General features: G+C 67.7%; 13 protein-coding genes. 8 read left to right on the forward strand and 5 right to left on the reverse strand.

Going from position 1 to position 17,885, the window contains the following annotated elements; all coding sequences use genetic code 11:
* Together AC1D2F_RS07950 and AC1D2F_RS07955 are read left to right on the forward strand one after the other, a co-directional pair.
* Positions 1-2,547, forward strand: a complete 2,547-nt coding sequence (locus AC1D2F_RS07950; protein WP_476966513.1) for an MMPL family transporter — start codon at positions 1-3, stop codon at positions 2,545-2,547.
* A 232-nt stretch (positions 2,548-2,779) separates the two neighbouring features.
* A complete protein-coding gene (locus AC1D2F_RS07955) occupies positions 2,780-3,283 on the forward strand; it encodes a hypothetical protein (protein ID WP_476966514.1) in 504 nt (167 codons plus the stop codon).
* A gap of 133 nt (positions 3,284-3,416) precedes the next feature.
* Here AC1D2F_RS07955 and AC1D2F_RS07960 read toward each other — a convergent pair whose 3' ends face one another.
* The 4 genes from AC1D2F_RS07960 to AC1D2F_RS07975 form a co-directional block, all read right to left on the reverse strand.
* The gene (locus AC1D2F_RS07960; RefSeq protein ID WP_476966515.1) at positions 3,417-4,937 is read right to left on the reverse strand and encodes an HNH endonuclease; all 1,521 of its coding nucleotides are present in this window, start codon (positions 4,935-4,937) and stop codon (positions 3,417-3,419) included.
* 82 nt (positions 4,938-5,019) lie between these two features.
* Positions 5,020-5,973, reverse strand: a complete 954-nt coding sequence (locus tag AC1D2F_RS07965; protein WP_476966516.1) for a hypothetical protein — start codon at positions 5,971-5,973, stop codon at positions 5,020-5,022.
* On the reverse strand, positions 5,970-6,695 hold the full coding sequence (locus tag AC1D2F_RS07970) for a cytochrome b N-terminal domain-containing protein (protein WP_364747291.1): 726 nt from the start codon (positions 6,693-6,695) through the stop codon (positions 5,970-5,972). The genes AC1D2F_RS07965 and AC1D2F_RS07970 overlap by 4 nt, the downstream gene beginning before the upstream one ends.
* The gene (locus tag AC1D2F_RS07975; protein WP_223914108.1) at positions 6,692-6,859 is read right to left on the reverse strand and encodes a hypothetical protein; all 168 of its coding nucleotides are present in this window, start codon (positions 6,857-6,859) and stop codon (positions 6,692-6,694) included. The genes AC1D2F_RS07970 and AC1D2F_RS07975 overlap by 4 nt, the downstream gene beginning before the upstream one ends.
* A 134-nt stretch (positions 6,860-6,993) precedes the next feature.
* Between AC1D2F_RS07975 and AC1D2F_RS07980 the strand changes: the two genes are divergently transcribed.
* The 3 genes from AC1D2F_RS07980 (at position 6,994) to AC1D2F_RS07990 (ending at position 10,525) form a co-directional block, all read left to right on the forward strand.
* Positions 6,994-7,710, forward strand: coding sequence for a Maf family protein (locus AC1D2F_RS07980; protein ID WP_476966517.1), 717 nt, complete (start codon positions 6,994-6,996; stop codon positions 7,708-7,710).
* Between the two features lie 168 nt (positions 7,711-7,878).
* Positions 7,879-9,729, forward strand: coding sequence for an acetyl/propionyl/methylcrotonyl-CoA carboxylase subunit alpha (locus AC1D2F_RS07985; RefSeq protein ID WP_476966518.1), 1,851 nt, complete (start codon positions 7,879-7,881; stop codon positions 9,727-9,729).
* A gap of 64 nt (positions 9,730-9,793) precedes the next feature.
* On the forward strand, positions 9,794-10,525 hold the full coding sequence (locus tag AC1D2F_RS07990; RefSeq protein ID WP_229993233.1) for a glutamine amidotransferase: 732 nt from the start codon (positions 9,794-9,796) through the stop codon (positions 10,523-10,525).
* Between the two features lie 69 nt (positions 10,526-10,594).
* Here the strand turns inward: AC1D2F_RS07990 and AC1D2F_RS07995 are convergent, their stop codons facing one another.
* Positions 10,595-12,007 (reverse strand): MFS transporter, encoded by a 1,413-nt coding sequence (locus AC1D2F_RS07995; protein ID WP_229993232.1) that lies wholly within the window; start codon positions 12,005-12,007, stop codon positions 10,595-10,597.
* Between the two features lie 294 nt (positions 12,008-12,301).
* On the opposite strand from AC1D2F_RS07995, the gene AC1D2F_RS08000 reads away from it, so the two are divergent.
* The 3 genes from AC1D2F_RS08000 to AC1D2F_RS08010 are packed head-to-tail and all read left to right on the forward strand — an operon-like array spanning position 12,302 to position 17,554.
* Positions 12,302-13,714 (forward strand): MFS transporter, encoded by a 1,413-nt coding sequence (locus AC1D2F_RS08000; protein ID WP_414645527.1) that lies wholly within the window; start codon positions 12,302-12,304, stop codon positions 13,712-13,714.
* 1 nt (position 13,715) lies between these two features.
* On the forward strand, positions 13,716-15,998 hold the full coding sequence (locus tag AC1D2F_RS08005) for a molybdopterin oxidoreductase family protein (protein ID WP_476966519.1): 2,283 nt from the start codon (positions 13,716-13,718) through the stop codon (positions 15,996-15,998).
* Complete coding sequence (locus AC1D2F_RS08010) at positions 15,995-17,554, forward strand: FAD-dependent oxidoreductase (RefSeq protein ID WP_476966520.1); 1,560 nt, start codon at positions 15,995-15,997, stop codon at positions 17,552-17,554. Before AC1D2F_RS08005 ends, AC1D2F_RS08010 begins: the two co-directional genes overlap by 4 nt.
* Positions 17,555-17,885 lie beyond the last annotated feature (331 nt).

Below are 17,885 nucleotides of genomic sequence, written 5' to 3' on the forward strand. Positions count from 1 at the left end.
ATGGCCCTATTGCTCTACCGTCTCGGCAAGTTTTCCTACCGCCACCGTTGGCTCGTCATCTCCCTCTGGCTCGCCGTCCTGGTGGCCGTCGGCGGCGCGGCGGCGGCCTTTCACGGCACCATGTCCAACAACTTCCAGATTCCGGGCACTGAAACCCAGCAGATGGCGGACAAGCTGAAGCGGGAACTGCCCAAGTCCTCGGGCGGCTCGGCCGGCATCGTGTTCGAGTCAAAGGACGGCCAGTTCACCCAGGCCGGCAAAGACGCGGTCTCGGCTGCCCTGGCCAAGCTGAAAACCCTTCCCGACGTTCAGGGCACCGTGGACCCGTTCGCCACCCAGGCCCAGCTGGACAAGGCCGTCGCGGACCTTGCCGCCGGCGAGCAGCAGGCCTCCGCAGGCAAAGCGCAGCTGGACGCCTCAGCCGCCCAGCTGGCCGCTGGCAAGTCCAAGCTGGCCGCCGCCGAGGAGCAGATGACCGCGGCCGGCATGTCCGCCGGGGCCATCGACGCCCAGCTCGGCCAGCAGAAGGCTGCCCTCGCCGCCGGACAGGAAAAGCTCGACGCCGGGACCAAAGAACTTGAGGCCGGCGCGGCGAAGCTCGCTCTCGCCATGCGCCAGCTTGAAGCCTCGCAGGGCATGCGGTTCGTTTCCGAAGACGGCACGGCGGCGATCGCACAGGTCCAGTTCAAGACCTCGATCAACGGGCTGGCCCCCGAAGTCCGCCATCAGGTCCAGGACATCGCCCACGAAGTCTCTTCTGCCGGCGTGACCGCACTGGCCAGCAAGGAAATCACCGAGGACGTCTCGGAGCTGTTCGGCATCTCCGAGATCCTCGGCATTGCCATTGCGGCCCTGGTGCTCATCGTCATGCTGGGAACCCTCATCGCCGCCGGTCTCCCCCTGCTGATGGCCCTGGTCGGTGTGGCCGTGGGCGTCGGCGGCACCTTCGCGCTCAGCAGCGCCGTCGACATGAGTTCCATCTCCCCGATGCTGGCGCTCATGCTGGGCCTCGCCGTCGGCATCGACTACTCGCTCTTCATCGTCAACCGGCACCGCGGCCAGCTCCTGGCCGGCATGGACGGGGAGGAATCCGTCGCCCTCGCCACCGGCACCTCCGGCAACGCCGTGCTGTTCGCGGGCCTGACGGTCATCATCGCCCTTGCGGCCCTCGTTATTCCGGGCCTTCCCTTCCTGGCCGTCATGGGCCTGTCGGCCGCCGCAACGGTGGCAGTCGCCGTCGTCGTCGCCCTGACCCTCACCCCTGCCATGCTGTCCCTGATCGGGCCCAGGCTCATTTCCCGCCGCGTCTGGGCCAAGGCGGAGAAGCACAACGCCGCCCCCGGCCACGAAAGCGCGGACCGTGCCCGCGACGAACGCCGCAGCAAACAGGGCTGGGGCGGCCTTGTCACCCGGCACCCGGTCCTGGCGCTGCTGGCCGGTGTCCTGCTGTTGGGCATCGTGGCGCTGCCGGCCAGCCAGTTGCGCCTCGCGCTGCCCGACGGCGGGTCCGAGCCCGTTGAGTCGCAGGCGTTCAAGGCCTACGACGTCACCGGCCGCAGCTTCGGCGAAGGCATGACAGGCCCGATCGTGGTGGTGGGCGACTTCCCCGTCGGCCTGAGCGAGGACGAAGCCACGGCAAAGCAGCTCGACGTCGCCGGCATCCTCCGCGGCACGGCCAACGTCACCGCAGCCGTTCCGGTGGCATTGAGCGAGGACCGCCGCACCGCGGTGTTCCAGGTCATTCCCAAGGAGGGCCCCGCCAGCGCCAGCACCGTCAAGGTGGTCTCCGAGCTCCGCGCCGAAAAGGACCGTATCAAGGACTCCACCGGTGTCAGCATCGGCCTCACCGGCCAGACGGCCGGTGAGGCCGACGTCTCCACAAAGCTCGGCGACGCCCTGCCCCCGTACCTGGGCATCGTCGTCGGACTGTCGCTGATCCTGCTGCTGCTCGTGTTCCGCTCGATCGTCGTGCCGCTGCTGGCCACGGGCGGCTTCCTGCTCTCGCTGGCGGCCGCCTTCGGAGCCGTCGTCGCGGTTTACCAGTGGGGCTGGCTGGGTCCCGTTTTCGGCGTCGAAAACCCGGGCGCAGTGCTGAGCTTCCTGCCGATCATCCTGATCGGCGTGCTGTTCGGCCTGGCCATGGACTACCAGGTGTTCATCACCTCCGGCATGCGCGAATCATTCATGCACGGGGAATCGGCCAAGCATGCGGTCCGCACCGGCTTCAGCCATGCCGCGACCGTGGTCACCGCCGCCGCGATCATCATGGTCAGCGTGTTTGCCGGCTTCATCTTCTCGCACCTGAACATGGTCCGGCCGCTGGGCTTCGCGATGGCCTTCGGTGTCCTGGTGGACGCGTTTGTGGTCCGCATGACGATTGTCCCGGCTGTGATGTACCTGCTCGGCGATAAGGCGTGGTGGCTGCCCCGCTGGCTGAACCGGATCCTGCCGGACGTGGACGTTGAAGGTGCGAAGCTCGGGCCCGCGGCTTCGGCCTCAGCCTCGGCCGACAGCGAGCCCGAGCCGGAGGAGATCGGCGCGCGCTGACACTCACGGTTGGCCGGTGAGTCGCCCCAAAATCGAGTTGCCCTGAAGCCGAGTTGCCCTAAAGCCGCCCGCTGATCATTCCGATCGGCGGGCGGCTTTTTTGTGCGTGCAAGCCTGGACAGCTTGAGATCCGTTCGACGCCGGTTCCCCGCCAACGCCGCAGCGGTCACATTCTGCTCATCACCTTCTGCCATCCGGCCGGAAAGCAAGCCCTGTCGGTAGTAACTCCGGCATGGAAACTTTCCTCTGGCCGGGCTGTGAGTCCACTCACGGTGAGACCAACGTGACTGTGCTCGTGCCAGGTGCGGGGTACAAGGTCGAAGCGCCTCTTCTTTACTGGCCTGCAGAACAGTTGAGAGACCGCGGCTGGCAAGTGCAGGCAATTCGCTGGACCGACGATGATGAACCTGGGGATGACCCCCACGGGTTCGCGGCTCGTGCAGTTCAACAGGCGTTCGCCGAGTTTCCGCACGCCGACCATCGACTCATCGTGGCCAAGTCGTTTGGCACGTTCTCCATTCCTTGGGCAGAAGAGGCTCAAGTGCCAGCTATTTGGCTCACTCCTATCCTCACGGATGACGTCATTCGGCGGACACTTGCTGAAACAAGTAATCCGGATCTGCTCATCGGTGGATCCAAAGACAAGTCTTGGGCAACCGCTGCGTTGTCAGAAACCGCACCGACGTTCGTTGACATTCTGGACGCCAATCACTCGTTGGAAGTCCCGAACGACTGACGTGCCTCCTTGGCCGCGCACGTTCAGGTGTTCACTGCCATTGAGCGATTCCTAACCAGCCGACTCGTCGAACCGTCCCACTTCCTTCACCGGTAGAAAGTGCTTCTCAAACCACGTCAAGCCTCCGGGCCGCTCAGGCCGCCAGTGAGCCTGAGGGCCGCATACGCTTGAGCGTCTTCGTGCGGTGGCGCTCGTCGCGGCGCTGGCGGCGGGAATCCGCGCTCGCTTCGCCGGCAGGCGATCCTGGCAACGGTGGCGCGGTGGAGTTGTAGGTGTGGCCTGTCGGTGTCGTCAGCTGGAGGGTGTGGCGGGGACCGGGTGCGGGGCGGGCTCTCCAGCCGGGGGTTTCTTTGGTGTGGTTGCAGGCTTCGCAGAGGCCGGCGCCGTTGTCCGTGGTGGTCGGGCCGCCGGTGTGCCAGGGAATGATGTGGTCCAGGTGGCGGATGGGCGCGTCGCAGTAGGGGGTGCGGCAGGTGTCGTCGCGGGCCTGGATGAAGCGGCGCAGGCCGGGCGGGAAGAGCCGGGCGCGGGAGTCCATGCCGACGAGGTCGCCGGACCCGGGGTGGGTGTAGAGCCGCCGGAGCCAGAGTCGGAACGCGGGGTCATCGCCGCTCCCGGCGGTGCCGCCCGGTCCAGGGCGACCGCCGGACTGGCCGTCATCGTTTCTGTCCGTGTTCGGGGCCGCGGCGCCGGGTCCAGGGGGACTGCCGCCGTCACCGCTGTGGGCGCCGGCCGTGCCGTTGATGAGGGTGCGGGCCCAGGCGGCGGGGACGGTGCCGTAGCCGGGGAGCCGGGCGGGTTCGGCGCCGGCCTGGAAGAGGGTGCGGTCGGTGATGACGAGCTGGATCTCGACCCCGCTGATCCCGCCCGGGGTCCCGGTGGTGCGTTCGACCAGGGCATCGGCCATGAGCTGCCCGCGGCCCCTCGGGTCCCCGGCGGCGCGGAGGGTGTCGGCGTGCCCGCTCAGCGCCTTGTAGACGGCGACGCCTTGGGCCACGGACAGCAGGGCGGTCAGATGACACATGGTGTCGGGGGCCGGGCGGAGGCTGACGTGCCGCTCGGTGGCGGCGTGCGCGGCGCGCTGGGTCACGGAGCGGGGGTCACGCCGGTACGCGGCGGCCCGGGCCGCGGCGACCAGGGACCGGTCACCGGCGCCGGCGAACGTCCCGGCGTCGGCGGCGAGGTCGGCGTCGACGGCGGCCCGGTCCGCGGCGGTCAGGCAGGCGGTTTCGCGCACGAGCAGGGTGGCGCGCCATTCGTTGAGCTGACCGGTCTGCAGGGCGGTGAGGGTGTGGGGCATTTTGGTCACGAGGGCTTTGGCCAGGCCCAGGAGCCGGCCGCCCTTGGCCGGGGATTCGCGCCGGGCCAGGGCGATCTGCGCGCCGATCCCGGCGCCGAGCTTCTCGGCCGGGACCCCGAGCCGGGCTTGTTCGCGGCGTTGGAGCAGGTCGAAGGCCACGGCGAGCCGGGCCTGTTCCGCGGACGCGGCGGACTTCCAGTCTTCCAGTTCCCGGATCCTGTCAATGATCCCGGCACTGTCCGTGGCCATGCGCACGGAACCCAGCGGTCCGGCGGCCGCGCCGCTCCCGGCGCGGCTGAAGCCACCGTCGCCGTGTCCTGCCGGAGCCACTTCGGGCCCGTAATTGCCGTCCATGAATCCAGTGTTTCAGGGACCTCTGACAATAACGCGCCTGTACTCCTCAGCCGAAGCTAGGCGTCACGGATTGCCGGCAGACTCAGCGGTTGCGGTAGTAGTCCTTCCAGATCAGGCGATGGAGGGGGATCACCCGCGGCAGCGACCGTAGTCCGGGGATGAACGGCAACAGGGCCAGCAACGCCGTCAGCACGAACATCGTGACGACTACGAGGGCATCGGCATTGGGCGCGGACTTGAACGGTTCCACTTGGTAAAGGAGCGAGAAGAGCCACAACCAGGACTGCCCAGGCGTATCGCCGGTTTCGTTCATCACGCCCCACTGATCCCCGGAGAGGTGTTGGCTGGCCGCAAGATCCGGGAAGTAGCCGCCGTCGCCCAAAAAGAGGAGGCCGCGCGTGTAGTCCATGTTGTAGAAGTTTCCACCGTTCTGCAGCACGCCGTCCAAACTGCCTTGGCGCGCCATATCCAGCAACGCTCCGGTCAGTGCAGGGACCGGGCCATAGTCGCCGTCGCCCACCTGGGCCGGGTCGTTATCCGGCGCAGCGGCAAGGGCGTCCGAATAGGCAGCTGCCCAGGCTGAGCGCTGCTGATCCGTGGCGGCCGTCCAGCTCGCCAGCTCTGCCGGCGGCGACGGCAGCGTCGCCAGCGGGGCGATCACGAAGTCATTGGCGGTATCAACCGGAAGGCGGACGCCGGAGAGGCTTTGAAGGTCCACGGGGCCGATCTTCTGCGTCGCGTCCGGGGTCGAGTTGTAGGGCGGCCCGTATCCGGCAGTATCGCTGGTGCCGGCAAGCTCTTTCGCGGCGGTGCCAACGAAATCCGCGGGGGCGGCCGTGGCCCACGTCTTGAGGCTCACGCTGGGCTCATCAGGGGACCCGAAGATGGCGGACACACCGAGCACGAGCAGGCCGACCACCACAACGCCGATGATCAGTTCTTTGATGAGGTCATATTCGCGGACGCTGCCCGTCCAGGGCCTGCTGGCAACGTCGTCCGCCTTCCGCCAGGAGGTACTGCTGCTTTTCCTGGTCATTGCACTGCGCCCCCGGATTCGGTGGCCTTCGGAGGTTCGGTGGCCTCCGGGCGGTTGTGAAGCAGCTGGGCGTCGGACTGCGCGGCATCTAGTGGAGGTGCAACGCCGTGGACCCGGACCAGCAGGACGTGCAGGACCACCACAGCGCCCACGGCCAAGGGCAGCAGCGTGACGTGCCAGGTGAAGAGCTGACCGACGTTGGCCACATTGAACCAAGCGCCTACTCCGACCGCGTTCAGCGCATCCTTCGCTTCGAAGGCAATCCACTGCGAATCGAAGTTCGTCTGGAGCAGATACCCGGTGAAGGCCGCCACGATGGAAACGACAAAGGAGATCACGCCGGTGATCCAGGTCAGGACCCGGCCCCCGCGCCAGGCCGCCATCCAGAATTTCAGCCACAGGTGCACCACCATGAAGATGAAGAAGAACTCCACGCTCCACAAATGCGTGCTGTTGACGAAACTCCCCAGCGAGGACACGTGATACCACTGGGGTCCGTTCAGTCCCAGCACGATCCCGGAAACGATGATCCACAGCAGGGACGCGATCGCCCCCATGCCGAATACGTACGCCCAGGATGCCACAAAGCTTGGCTGGTCCTCGGGCAAGAGTTTGTCCGGCGGAAGCTTCCTCAGGAGCCACCGGCGGGCCCTGCCGGTCAAGGTGCGGGCGTCTGTTTCATCGACCTGCGCGCCGTGTCCCGGTGTTGCAGGGGCAGTCATTTCCGCCGCTTCCCTCCGGGAAAAGGCAGGACCAAGGCCAGGATGAACAAGATGATCATCACGACGATCACGATCAGGTTTCCGGATTGGATGGTGAAGCCGTCCCAGCCAAAATATGTTCCATCACCAACCATGCCAACGCTTGCCACGAGCCATCCAGACATGAGCTGCTCGATTCTTTTTAGGATGCCGGTTCAACTCCACCACTGTCACGTATCCGCAAACAGGGTCTTCTGCCCCGTCCAGGCGCCCATCCGGGACCCCGTGTGGCTGTGCTGCGGTGGATTAGGCTGGAACGGTGACCCGCCTCATTCTTGCCTCCCAGTCCCCCGCCCGCACCAAGCTGCTCAGCCATGCCGGCATCCGGCACGAGGTCCTCGTCTCGGATGTGGACGAGGACGCCGTCCAGGCCAGCTATGGCGTGACGGATCCGCATGACACTGCCCTCCTGCTCGCCCGGGCCAAAGCCGAGGCCGTCGCTTCGCTGCCCGAGGCGGACGGTGCAATCGTGATCGGCTGCGACTCGGTCTTCGAGTTCGACGGCGAGGCCCACGGCAAGCCCTACACGGCCGACGTCGCCCGCGAACGCATGCTCCGCATGAGCGGCAGCATGGGTGTCCTGCACACCGGCCACTGGCTCGTGGACTGCCGCGACACGGACAGCGATACCGATGACGATACCGACGGCGAAGGGGCGGACGACGACGGCGCCGGCACCGCACGCGGCACCGGTGCCACCCTGGGCTCGGTGTCCTCCGCCGAGGTGCACTTCATGGAGATGAGTGCCGAGGAAATCGAAACTTACATCGCCACCGGCGAGCCGCTCCAGTGCGCCGGCTCCTTCACGATCGACGGCTATGGCGGGGCGTTCATCCGCAAGGTCGACGGCGACCCCCACACCGTCGTCGGGCTCTCCATCTCTACCCTGCGCGCGCTGCTCGGCCAGGCAAATGTGGGCATCACCGAGCTCTGGACCGGCGGGGCCGTGGACCCGGCGGACGTCCGCGCCGAGTGAGGACGCAGTAAAGACAGAGTAGAGACAGAGTGAGCGCGGAGTGAGCCATTTCGCCGCCCTTTGTGGCAACCCTACAAAGGAAGGGCCGTATACGCGCGGAATCCGCAAGTAATATCGGCGGAACCCTCAAAACCGCGCTAGGCTCCCTGAAGGAAAGAAGGAGACGCCTTGTCAGCAAATTCGGAGCAGTCCGCACCCACCGTGCCGGGATCAACACAGTCATCTACAGCCGCGGGCACCCGCCGGCTGACCAAGGTGCTGATCGCCAACCGCGGAGAAATTGCGGTGCGCATCATCCGCGCCGCCCGCGATGAAGGCATCGCCTCGGTGGCTGTCTACGCGGACCCCGACCGCGACGCGCTCCACGCCCGGCTCGCCGACGAGGCCTACGCCCTCGGTGGCAACACCGCGGCGGAGTCCTACCTCGTGATGGACAAGATCATCGACGTCGCCCGCCAGTCCGGCGCGGACGCCATCCACCCCGGCTACGGCTTCCTGGCCGAGAATGCCGAATTCGCTGCCAAGGTGATCGGTGCCGGCATCACGTGGATCGGGCCCTCCCCCGAAGCGATCTCAGCTCTCGGGGACAAGGTCCAGGCCCGCCACATCGCCGAGAAGGTCGGCGCCCCGCAGGTCCCCGGCACCGCCGACCCGGTCGAATCCGCCGAGGAAATCCTCGAGTTCGTGGACAAGTTCGGCCTGCCGGTCGCCATCAAGGCGGCCTTCGGCGGCGGCGGTCGCGGCATCAAGGTGGCCCGCACCCGCGAAGAAATCCCCGAACTCTTTGAATCCGCCGTGCGCGAGGCCACCGCCGCCTTTGGCCGCGGCGAGTGCTTCATCGAGCGTTTCCTGGACGCCCCGCGGCACGTCGAGACGCAGTGCCTCGCCGACGCCCACGGCAACGTCGTGGTGGTCTCCACCCGCGACTGCTCGCTCCAGCGGCGTAACCAGAAGCTCGTCGAAGAAGCCCCGGCCCCCTTCCTCACCGAGGAACAGAACCGCCGGCTCTACGAATCCTCCAAGGCCATCCTCAAGGAAGCCGGCTACCTAGGCGCCGGCACGTGCGAATTCCTCGTCGGCCAGGACGGCACCATCTCCTTCCTCGAGGTCAACACCCGCCTCCAGGTGGAGCACTGCGTCTCCGAGGAAGTCACCGGAATCGACCTCGTCCGCGAGCAGTTCCGGCTGGCCTGCGGCGAAGAACTCGGCTACGGCGACCCGGAAGTCCGCGGCCACTCGATCGAATTCCGCATCACCGGCGAGGACCCGGGACGCAACTTCATGCCCGCTCCGGGCACCATCACGACACTGAAGAACCCCACCGGACCCGGCGTCCGCATCGATTCCGGCGTGGAGCAGGGCGATGTCATCAGCGGCAACTTCGACTCCATGCTCTCGAAGCTGATCGTCACCGGCGCCACCCGCACCCAGGCCCTGCAGCGGTCCCGCCGCGCCCTTGAGGAAATGGTGGTGGAAGGCATCCCCACCGTCATCCCGTTCGACCTCGCGGTTGTCACCAACCCCGATTTCGCACCGGCCGACGGCGCGTTCAAGGTGCACACCCGCTGGATCGAGACCGCGTTCGTCAACGACATTCCCGCCTGGACCCCCACGGGCACCGAGGCCGAAGCGGCCGACGCCGGCGACCGCCAGCGCGTCGTCGTCGAGGTCGGCGGCAAGCGCCTGGAAGTGGTTCTGCCGGCGTCGCTGGGCTCGATCAGCAACGCGGCAGGCGCCAAGCCGGCCAAGGCCAAGAAGCGCTCCCGCGGTGGCGGCGCAGCCGTGGCCGCGAGCGGCAACGCGCTGACCTCCCCCATGCAGGGGACCATCGTGAAGGTGGCCGTGGCCGAAGGTGACACCGTGGCCGAGGGCGATCTCGTCGTCGTGCTCGAAGCGATGAAGATGGAACAGCCGCTCACCGCCCACCGCGCCGGGATCGTGATCGGCCTCTCCGCGGCGGCCGGCGAGACTGTCTCCGCCGGCGCCGTGATCGCCATGATCGAGGACGGCGAGGAGTAGTCGACACTGCCGGTCGCGGGCGCGCCTCTGGCGCCTCCGTGACCGGCCAGTAGAGACTAGGTGTGTGAAGCCATTCCTGCTCCTCGCCTCGCGCGCGGAAGACACCGCCGCCGAGGAAGAATACCGCGCCTATCTTCGTTACTGCGGGCTCAAGCCGGAGCAGCTGCACCGCATCCGGATGGAAGCCGCACCGCTGCCTGACCTGGAACTGTCAGACTATTCGGGCGTCATTGTGGGCGGCAGTCCCTTCACCTCCAGCGACCCGGCCGAGCACAAGAGCGCCACCCAACACCGGGTGGAGCGAGAACTCGCCGGGCTGCTGGACAGGATCGTGGCCGAGGACTTCCCGTTTCTCGGCGCCTGCTACGGCGTCGGCACCCTCGGACTGCATCAGGGCGCCGTGATCGACCGGACCTACGGTGAAGGCCTCGGTGGCGTAACCATCAAACTGACGGCGGAAGGGCTGCAGGATCCCCTCCTGCGCGGACTGCCGGAGAGCTTCACGGCGTTCACCGGCCACAAGGAAGCTTGCACCGTCCTGCCCTCCCACGCGGTGCTGCTGGCGAGCTCGGCCGCCTGCCCGGTGCACATGTTCCGGATCAAGACCAACCTGTACGCCACCCAGTTCCACCCTGAGCTCGATGCCGAAGGGCTCGTCACGAGGATCGATATCTACCGCCACGCCGGCTACTTCCCGCCGGAATCGGCCGAAATGCTCATGGAGGACGCCCGGCGGTTCACCGCGACGGAACCGATGAAAATCCTGCGGAACTTCGTGGAGCGCTACGCCGGCTGAGGGCCCCGCCCACGGAAAAGCCCGGTGTGTTCACTGAACACACCGGGCTTTTTGCCTTAGTGGAGAGCGTTAGGCCACATTGTTGGTGTAGTCGATGTCCCGGGTTTCCTTGCTCACGAACAGGGCGATCAGCGTCAGCACGGCCATGGAGGCGAGGTAGACGCCCACCAGCACTGTGCTGCCTCCCGCCAGTTCCCAGAGCCAGACGGCGATGAACGGAGCCACGGCTGCACCCAGGATGCTGGAGACGTTGTAGCTGATGGCGGAGCCGGTGTACCGGACATTGCCCGGGAACAACTCCGGCAGGAGCGCACCCATGGGACCGAACGTCAGGCCCATGAGCGAGAAGCCGATGATCAGCAGTGCCATGGCGCCCACGAATCCGGCGCTGAACAGCGGAACGAACAGCAGGCCGAAGGCGAGGATGCCGGAAGTTACAACAATCAGCATCTTGCGGCGGCCGAATTTCTCAGCCAGCGGGCCGGAGACCAGCGTGAAGATACCGAAGAATACGACGCCGGCGATCAGCATCCAGAGGAAGTCGTTCCGGCTGTAGCCCAGGCCCGGGACGAACGCTGCGGCAGCGGCCTCGGTCATCGGTTTGCCGGCCTTTTCGGCGGCGGCCTTAGCGGTGTCCAGGCTGGACGCCCGGGTGCCGTAGGTCAGCGTGAACGTGGTCATCAGGTAGAAGAGCACGTAGGTGGCGAGCATGATGAACGTGCCCAGGATCAGCGGACGCCAGCTGGTCTTGAAGACCCGTGCCAGCGGCAGCTTGGCAACCTCATTGGATTCGAGGACCTTGGTGAAGGCCGGGGTTTCGATCAGCTTGAGGCGCACGTAGAGGCCGATGATGACCATGACGGCACTGAGCAGGAACGGCACCCGCCAGCCCCATTCCATGAAGGCCTCCGGCGTCAGGGTGTAGCTGAAGACCAGGAAGATCACGTTGGCGATGATGAAGCCGATCGGGGCTCCCAGCTGTGGGAACGTGCCGTAGATGGCCCGCTTGTTCGACGGGGCGTTTTCGGTGGCCAGCAGCGCCGCGCCGCTCCATTCGCCGCCGAGGGCCAGGCCCTGGCAGAAGCGCAGGACCACGAGGAGCGCCGGGGCCCAGAAGGCCCAGCCCGGGACGCTCGCCGTCGGCAGGCAGCCGATCAGGAAGGTGGCAATGCCCATGGTCAGCAGCGAGGCAACGAGCGTGCCCTTGCGGCCGAACTTGTCACCGAAGTGGCCGAAGACCACCGAGCCGAGCGGGCGGGCGATGAACGCGACGCCGAATACAGCGAAGGATGCCAGCAGCTGGGTGGTCTCGTTCTGCCCGGGAAAGAAGAGCTTCGGGAAAACCAGCACGGCAGCGGTGGCGTACACGTAGAAGTCATAGAACTCGACGGTGGTGCCGATCAGGCTGGCGACAATCACGCGGCCGCGCGAATTCACCTGCTTGGTAGACCCACGCTCCGCGGAGGTTGCAGTGGATGACATGTAGTAACGCTTTCATGAAGACCGGTCGGATGTTCCCCAAGAGCCCGATGCCCGGGGCCGCCGGCTAGGGATTCGTATAAGTCCGATATTAGTTCCCACCGTCCAGTAAATGGACAAATGGTCCGTTATTTGGACACCGTGTCGTTGTCTCACGTGGTGGTCGTCACACCCATTCTCACACCGTCATAAAAGCCCCGATAGGCAAAAGTCACAGCGCGTTAATAAACCGCGACCGTCCCTGAAACGCGGCATCCCTACCTTTGAAGGACAACACCCCCCAAGGAGGTCTCCTAAGTGACTGCTGAACGCACCGCCGAAATCGGCACCGCAGATGCCGGCGCCGCCCGCACCGACGCCCTTACCCTCGACCACCGGCCCGGCCGCTGGATCGCCAACTGGGATGCAGAAAACAAGGAACAGTGGGAATCGGCCGGCCGCTCCATCGCCCGGCGCAACCTGAACTGGTCCATCTTCGCCGAGTTCCTGGGCTTCGTGGTCTGGCAGCTCTGGTCGATTGTTGTGGTCCAGCTTCCCGCCGCTGGTTTCACATTCTCCACCAGCGAGATCTTCTGGCTGATCTCCATGCCCAGCCTGGTAGGCGCCACGCTGCGGATCCCCTACACGTTTATGGTCCCCCGCTTCGGCGGCCGCAACTGGACCATCGCCTCGGCCCTGCTGCTGCTCCTCCCCTCGATCGGGCTGGCCATGTGCGTCTCCAACCCGGAGACCCCTTTCGGCACCATGCTGTTCGTGGCAGCCCTCGCCGGCTTCGGCGGCGGCAACTTCGCCAGTTCGATGGCCAACATCACCTTCTTCTACCCGGCCCGCGAAAAGGGCTGGGCCCTGGGACTGAACGCCGCCGGCGGCAACCTCGGTGCCGCCGTCGCACAGCTTGCCGTTCCGATCGCCATCACGCTGTTGGCAGCCGGCACCGTCAACCTGCCCGTCGCCGGCCTCATGTGGGTTCCGCTGATCCTCCTGGCAGCCTTCGGTGCCTGGAAGTACATGGACAACCTCACCAGCGCCAAGGGCGATGTCGCGGGCTCGCTCGCCGCGCTCAAGGAACCGCACCTGTGGATCATGGCGCTGCTGTACATCGGCACCTTCGGCTCCTTCATCGGCTTCGCCGGCGTGTTCCCCAAGCTCATCAAGGACTACTTCCCGGCGTTCTCCTCAATCGGCGTCGGCACTGTGGCACTGTCCCTGGCCTTCCTCGGCCCGCTGGTCGGATCCCTGGCCCGCCCCTTCGGCGGACGCCTGGCGGACCGGATGGGCGGGGCCCGCATGACCGTCGCGGCGTTCGCGGCCATGGCCGTCATCACCCTGACCATGCTCTGGACCCTGCCGCTGAAGAACTTCTGGCTCTTCCTGTTCCTGTTCCTGCTCCTTTTCACCGCCAGCGGCTTCGGGAACGGCGCCACGTACCGCATGATCCCGATCATCTTCGCCACCTCCAGCCGGGCCGCCCGCTCCGGTGCCAGCACGGTGACCACCCAGCGGCTCGCGTCCTCGGCCCTGGGCCTGATCTCGGCCATCGGCGCCTACGGCGGATTCATCATCCCTCAGGTCCTCAACGCCTCCAACACCGCCAGCGGCTCCTACACGTCAGCCTTCTACGGCTTCATCGGGGCCTACGTCCTGATGCTGGTGGTCTGCTGGTTCTTCTACATCCGCAACGCCAACCGAAACGCGATGGGACACGTCTAACATGACCACCGGCGCCGACACGCACTGCCCCTACTGCGCCCTGCAGTGCGCCATGACGCTCACATCTCCAGCGGCTCTGACCCCGGCTGTCCAGCCGGGGTCAGACCCCGTGTCGGAGCAGTCTGCGGCCGACACCCCCGTCGCCCTGCCTCTTCTGACAGTCGCCGGCCGGGATTTCCCCACCAACCGCGGCGGTCTGTGCCGCAAGGGCTGGACCTCGGCCTCACTGCTGAACCACACCGGCCGCGTCACGGAGCCCCTGCTCAAGGGCGCCGACGGCGTCCACCGCCCGGTCAGCTGGGACGAGGCCCTCGGGCGGATCGTCTCGGCTGTGAAGCAGGCCCGCGCCGAGCACGGGGCGGACGCCGTCGGCGTGTTCGGCGGCGGCGGCCTCACCAACGAGAAGGCCTACCAGCTGGGCAAGTTCGCCCGGCTGGCCCTGGGCACTTCGCGGATCGATTACAACGGACGGTTCTGCATGTCCTCGGCCGCCGCGGCCGGCATGCGCGCGTTCGGCCTGGACCGCGGGCTGCCGTTCCCGCTGGCGGACCTCGACGCCGCCAGCACCATCCTGATGCTCGGCTCCAACGTGGCCGAGACCATGCCGCCCTTCGTCCAGCACCTCCAGGGTGCGCGCGACGCCGGCGGGCTGATTGTGGTCGACCCCCGCCGCTCCGCCACCGCCGCTTTCACGTCCGACGGCGGCGGCCTGCACCTGCAGCCGTTGCCCGGCACCGACCTCGCCCTGCTCCTGGGGATCTCCCACGCGGTGATCCACGAGGGCCTCGCCGACGCCGGGTACATCGCGGACCGGACCACCGGTTACGAAGCCGCGGTCCGCAGCGTCGCGAGCTTCTGGCCGGAACGCGTCCAGTCGATCACCGGCGTCCCGGCCGGTCTGATCCGTGAAACCGCCCGGCGGCTGGCCGACGGCGCCGGCAAGGGCGGCAGCTATATCCTCACCGGCCGCGGCGTCGAACAGCACGTCGACGGCACCGACACCGCCACGGCCGCCATCAATCTCGCCCTCCTGCTGGGCCTGCCGGGCTCCGCGCGCAGCGGCTACGGCACACTCACCGGCCAGGGCAACGGCCAGGGCGGCCGCGAACACGGCCAGAAGGCGGACCAGCTCCCCGGCTACCGGAAGATCACCGATCCCGCCGCCCGCGCCCACATGGCAAAGGTCTGGGGCGTGCCCGAAGCCCTGATCCCGGGCCCCGGCCTCCCCGCCGTCGAACTCCTCAAGTCCCTTGGACAGCCCGACGGCGTCCGGTGCCTCTTCGTGCACGGCGCCAACGTGGCGGTGTCCGCCCCGGATGCGAACGCCGTGATCGCGGGCCTGCGCAGCCTGGACTTCCTGGTGGTGTGCGACTTCTTCCTCTCCGAGACCGCCACCGAGGCGGACCTGGTCCTGCCGGTCACCCAGTGGGCCGAGGAAGAAGGAACCCTGACCAACCTCGAGGGCCGCGTGCTGCGCCGCCGCCGGGCCCTCACTCCCCCGCCCGGTGTCCGCAGCGAACTGTGGATCATGACCCGGCTGGCCGAAATGCTGGACGCGCCGTCCACGTTCAGCGAGGACCCCGAAACCGTGTTCGAGGAACTCCGGCTCGCATCCTCCGGGGGCCTGGCCGACTACTCCGGGATCGACTACGCCATGCTGGACCGCGGCGAGGCCGCCTACTGGCCCTACCCCGCCGGAAGCGAAGGAACGCCGCGGCTCTTCCTGGACGCCTTTGCCCACGCGGGCGGCCGGGCAGTGTTCACGGCAGTGACCCCCCGGCGTCGTTCTGTTTCTTCGAGCTCTGCGGACCGCGCCGGTGCCGGTCAGTCCGGAACGCCGATGACCCTCATCACCGGCCGCCTCATGGAGCACTACCAGTCCGGCGCGCAGACCCGCCGGGTGGCCGCGCTGGCCGAAGCCCAGCCGGAGGCGCGGCTGCAGCTCCACCCCGCCGCTGCCGCCGCCCAGGGAATCGCCGACGGCGACTACGTCTCGATATCCAACGAACGAGGCGTGGTCAGTTGCCGGGCCGAACTGAGCACGGACATCCGCCCGGAGACGGTGTTCCTGCCGTTCCATTTCCCGGAACTCGAGAGCGCCAACCGGCTCACCGAGGCCGCCACGGACCCCATATCCGGGATGCCCGAGTTCAAGACCAGCAAGGTGTGGATCCGCCCGGCGGTTCCCGGCGGCGCGATGTGCGGGGACGCAGTTTCCGTGGGCGCGGCCGGCAATCGCAGCGGAGTTCCGGCCCGCTTTCTTCAAGCAGAGGAGACCTCATGACTGAGCGGATTGTGGTGGTGGGCTTCGGGCCCGTCGCCGCGCGGCTGATCGACGAGCTGTTGCCGGCCGTGCGCAGCGGCATCGCCCACCTGACGGTGATCGGTGACGAGCCGGAGGCAGCGTACAACCGCGTGCTGGTGGCCGATCTTGGCGTCGGCCGGACCACGCCGGCCGCCCTGGCCCTGGCCGACGCGGCAGCGTTGGTGGCCGACGGCGTCGACGTCCGGCTGGGCGTCCGCGTCCGCCGTGTGGACCGGGCCCGGCAGCAAGTCTTGTTGAGCGATGGCACCTCCCCCGGCTATGAGCGGCTCGTCTTCGCCACCGGTTCGCGCCCTGTCATCCCCAACCTCACCGGCCTCAACCCGGACCCGGCCGCGCCGGTGCTGCCGCCGGGCGTGACCGCCCTGCGGGATCTCCGCGATGCCTCCGTGCTCCATTCCGCCGTTGCAGGCGGAAAGCGGGTGGTGGTCCTGGGCGGCGGCGTGCTGGGCCTGGAGACGGCCCTCGCCGCGGCCGAGGAAGGCGCCACCGTGACTGTGGTGCACAACGGCCCGCACCCCCTGGGCCGGAACATCGACCGCGGCGGCGGCGCCGTACTCGCGGCCTCCTTGCGGAATTGCGGCGTGCGGGTGGCCGGCAACGCCCGCTCGGTCGGCGTGGAGCACAACGCGCCCGACGGCGGCTTCTCGGCCCTGCTGCTCGATGACGGCTCCGCGATCGACGGCGACCTTCTGGTGCTCTCCTGCGGTGTCCGGCCGCGGACCGAACTGGCGGAGGGCTGCGGGCTCTCCACCGCCGCCGGGATCCTGGTGGACCACAAGCTCCGCGCCCACCACGAACCCCACATCTTTGCGATCGGCGACTGCGCCGAAGTCCGCTGCCCGGACCCCGAGTGCGTCCAGTGCCGGACCGCGCGCGGCCCGTCCGGCCTGGTGGGCCCGGGCTGGCGGCAGGCCGAATGGCTCGCCGACTATCTGTCCCTGTTGGCATCCGGCGCTTCTGCCGAGGCGGAAGCCTTGCCGTCCCTTGCGGCGGAGCTTCCGGGCGTGATCGTGCTCAAGGCCCGCGGCATGAACATGGCCGTGGCCGGGGATGTTTCCGCAGACCCGTGGGACGAGGAAGCCCTGACAGCCGGCGCCGTGAACGGCCGGGCGCGGCTGCAGATTGCCCAGTGGGCCGATCCCGAGCACGGCCGCTACGTCAAGATGACCACCCGCGCCGGCGTGCTCGAGGGCCTCGTGTCCGTGGGCATGCCGCGCACCTCGGCCGAGCTGGTGCAGCTGTTCGAACGCGGCGCGGAACTCCCCGCGGACAGGTCGCTGCTGCTGCGCCTGGACGGGCCGGACCAGGCCGCTGCCGCGGGTTCCGCCGACCCGGCCCGGACGGTCTGCCGGTGCGCCGGCGTCAGCGGGACCGCCATTGCCTCTGCCGTTACCGAGGGTTGCGGGACGGTGCCCGAGGTATCCGCGGCCACCCGCGCCGGCACCGGCTGCGGCGGCTGCCACGACGACATCAAGGGGATCATCGAGGCCCACTTTCAGGGGGCGGTTGCCTGATCGTGGGGTGTCCTGAAGGCAGGGAGCCCGGACCAGCCTGAGGCACAGTTCAGAAACGTTTACTGCGCTGCGCTGTCGAACGTCTTCTGCCACTGGGCATGCTCGCGGCCTGCGTCCAGCCGGCGGTTCGCAGTCCACCTGGGCAGGTATTCGGGCGCGGGCATCTCGCGGGCAGGCTGGGGCTTGGACTTGGGCTCAGGCCGGGTCTGGACAGGCTTGGGTTTAGGACGCGTCTGGACAGGCTTAGACACAGGCCGGGTCTGGACGGGCTTCCGGGGGTAGCTCGGCCTCGTGTCGGCCGCGGCGTGCCTCTTCCAGGCCACAAGCGCCC

The sequence above is a fragment of the Arthrobacter sp. P1_B3 genome, from assembly GCF_056406615.1.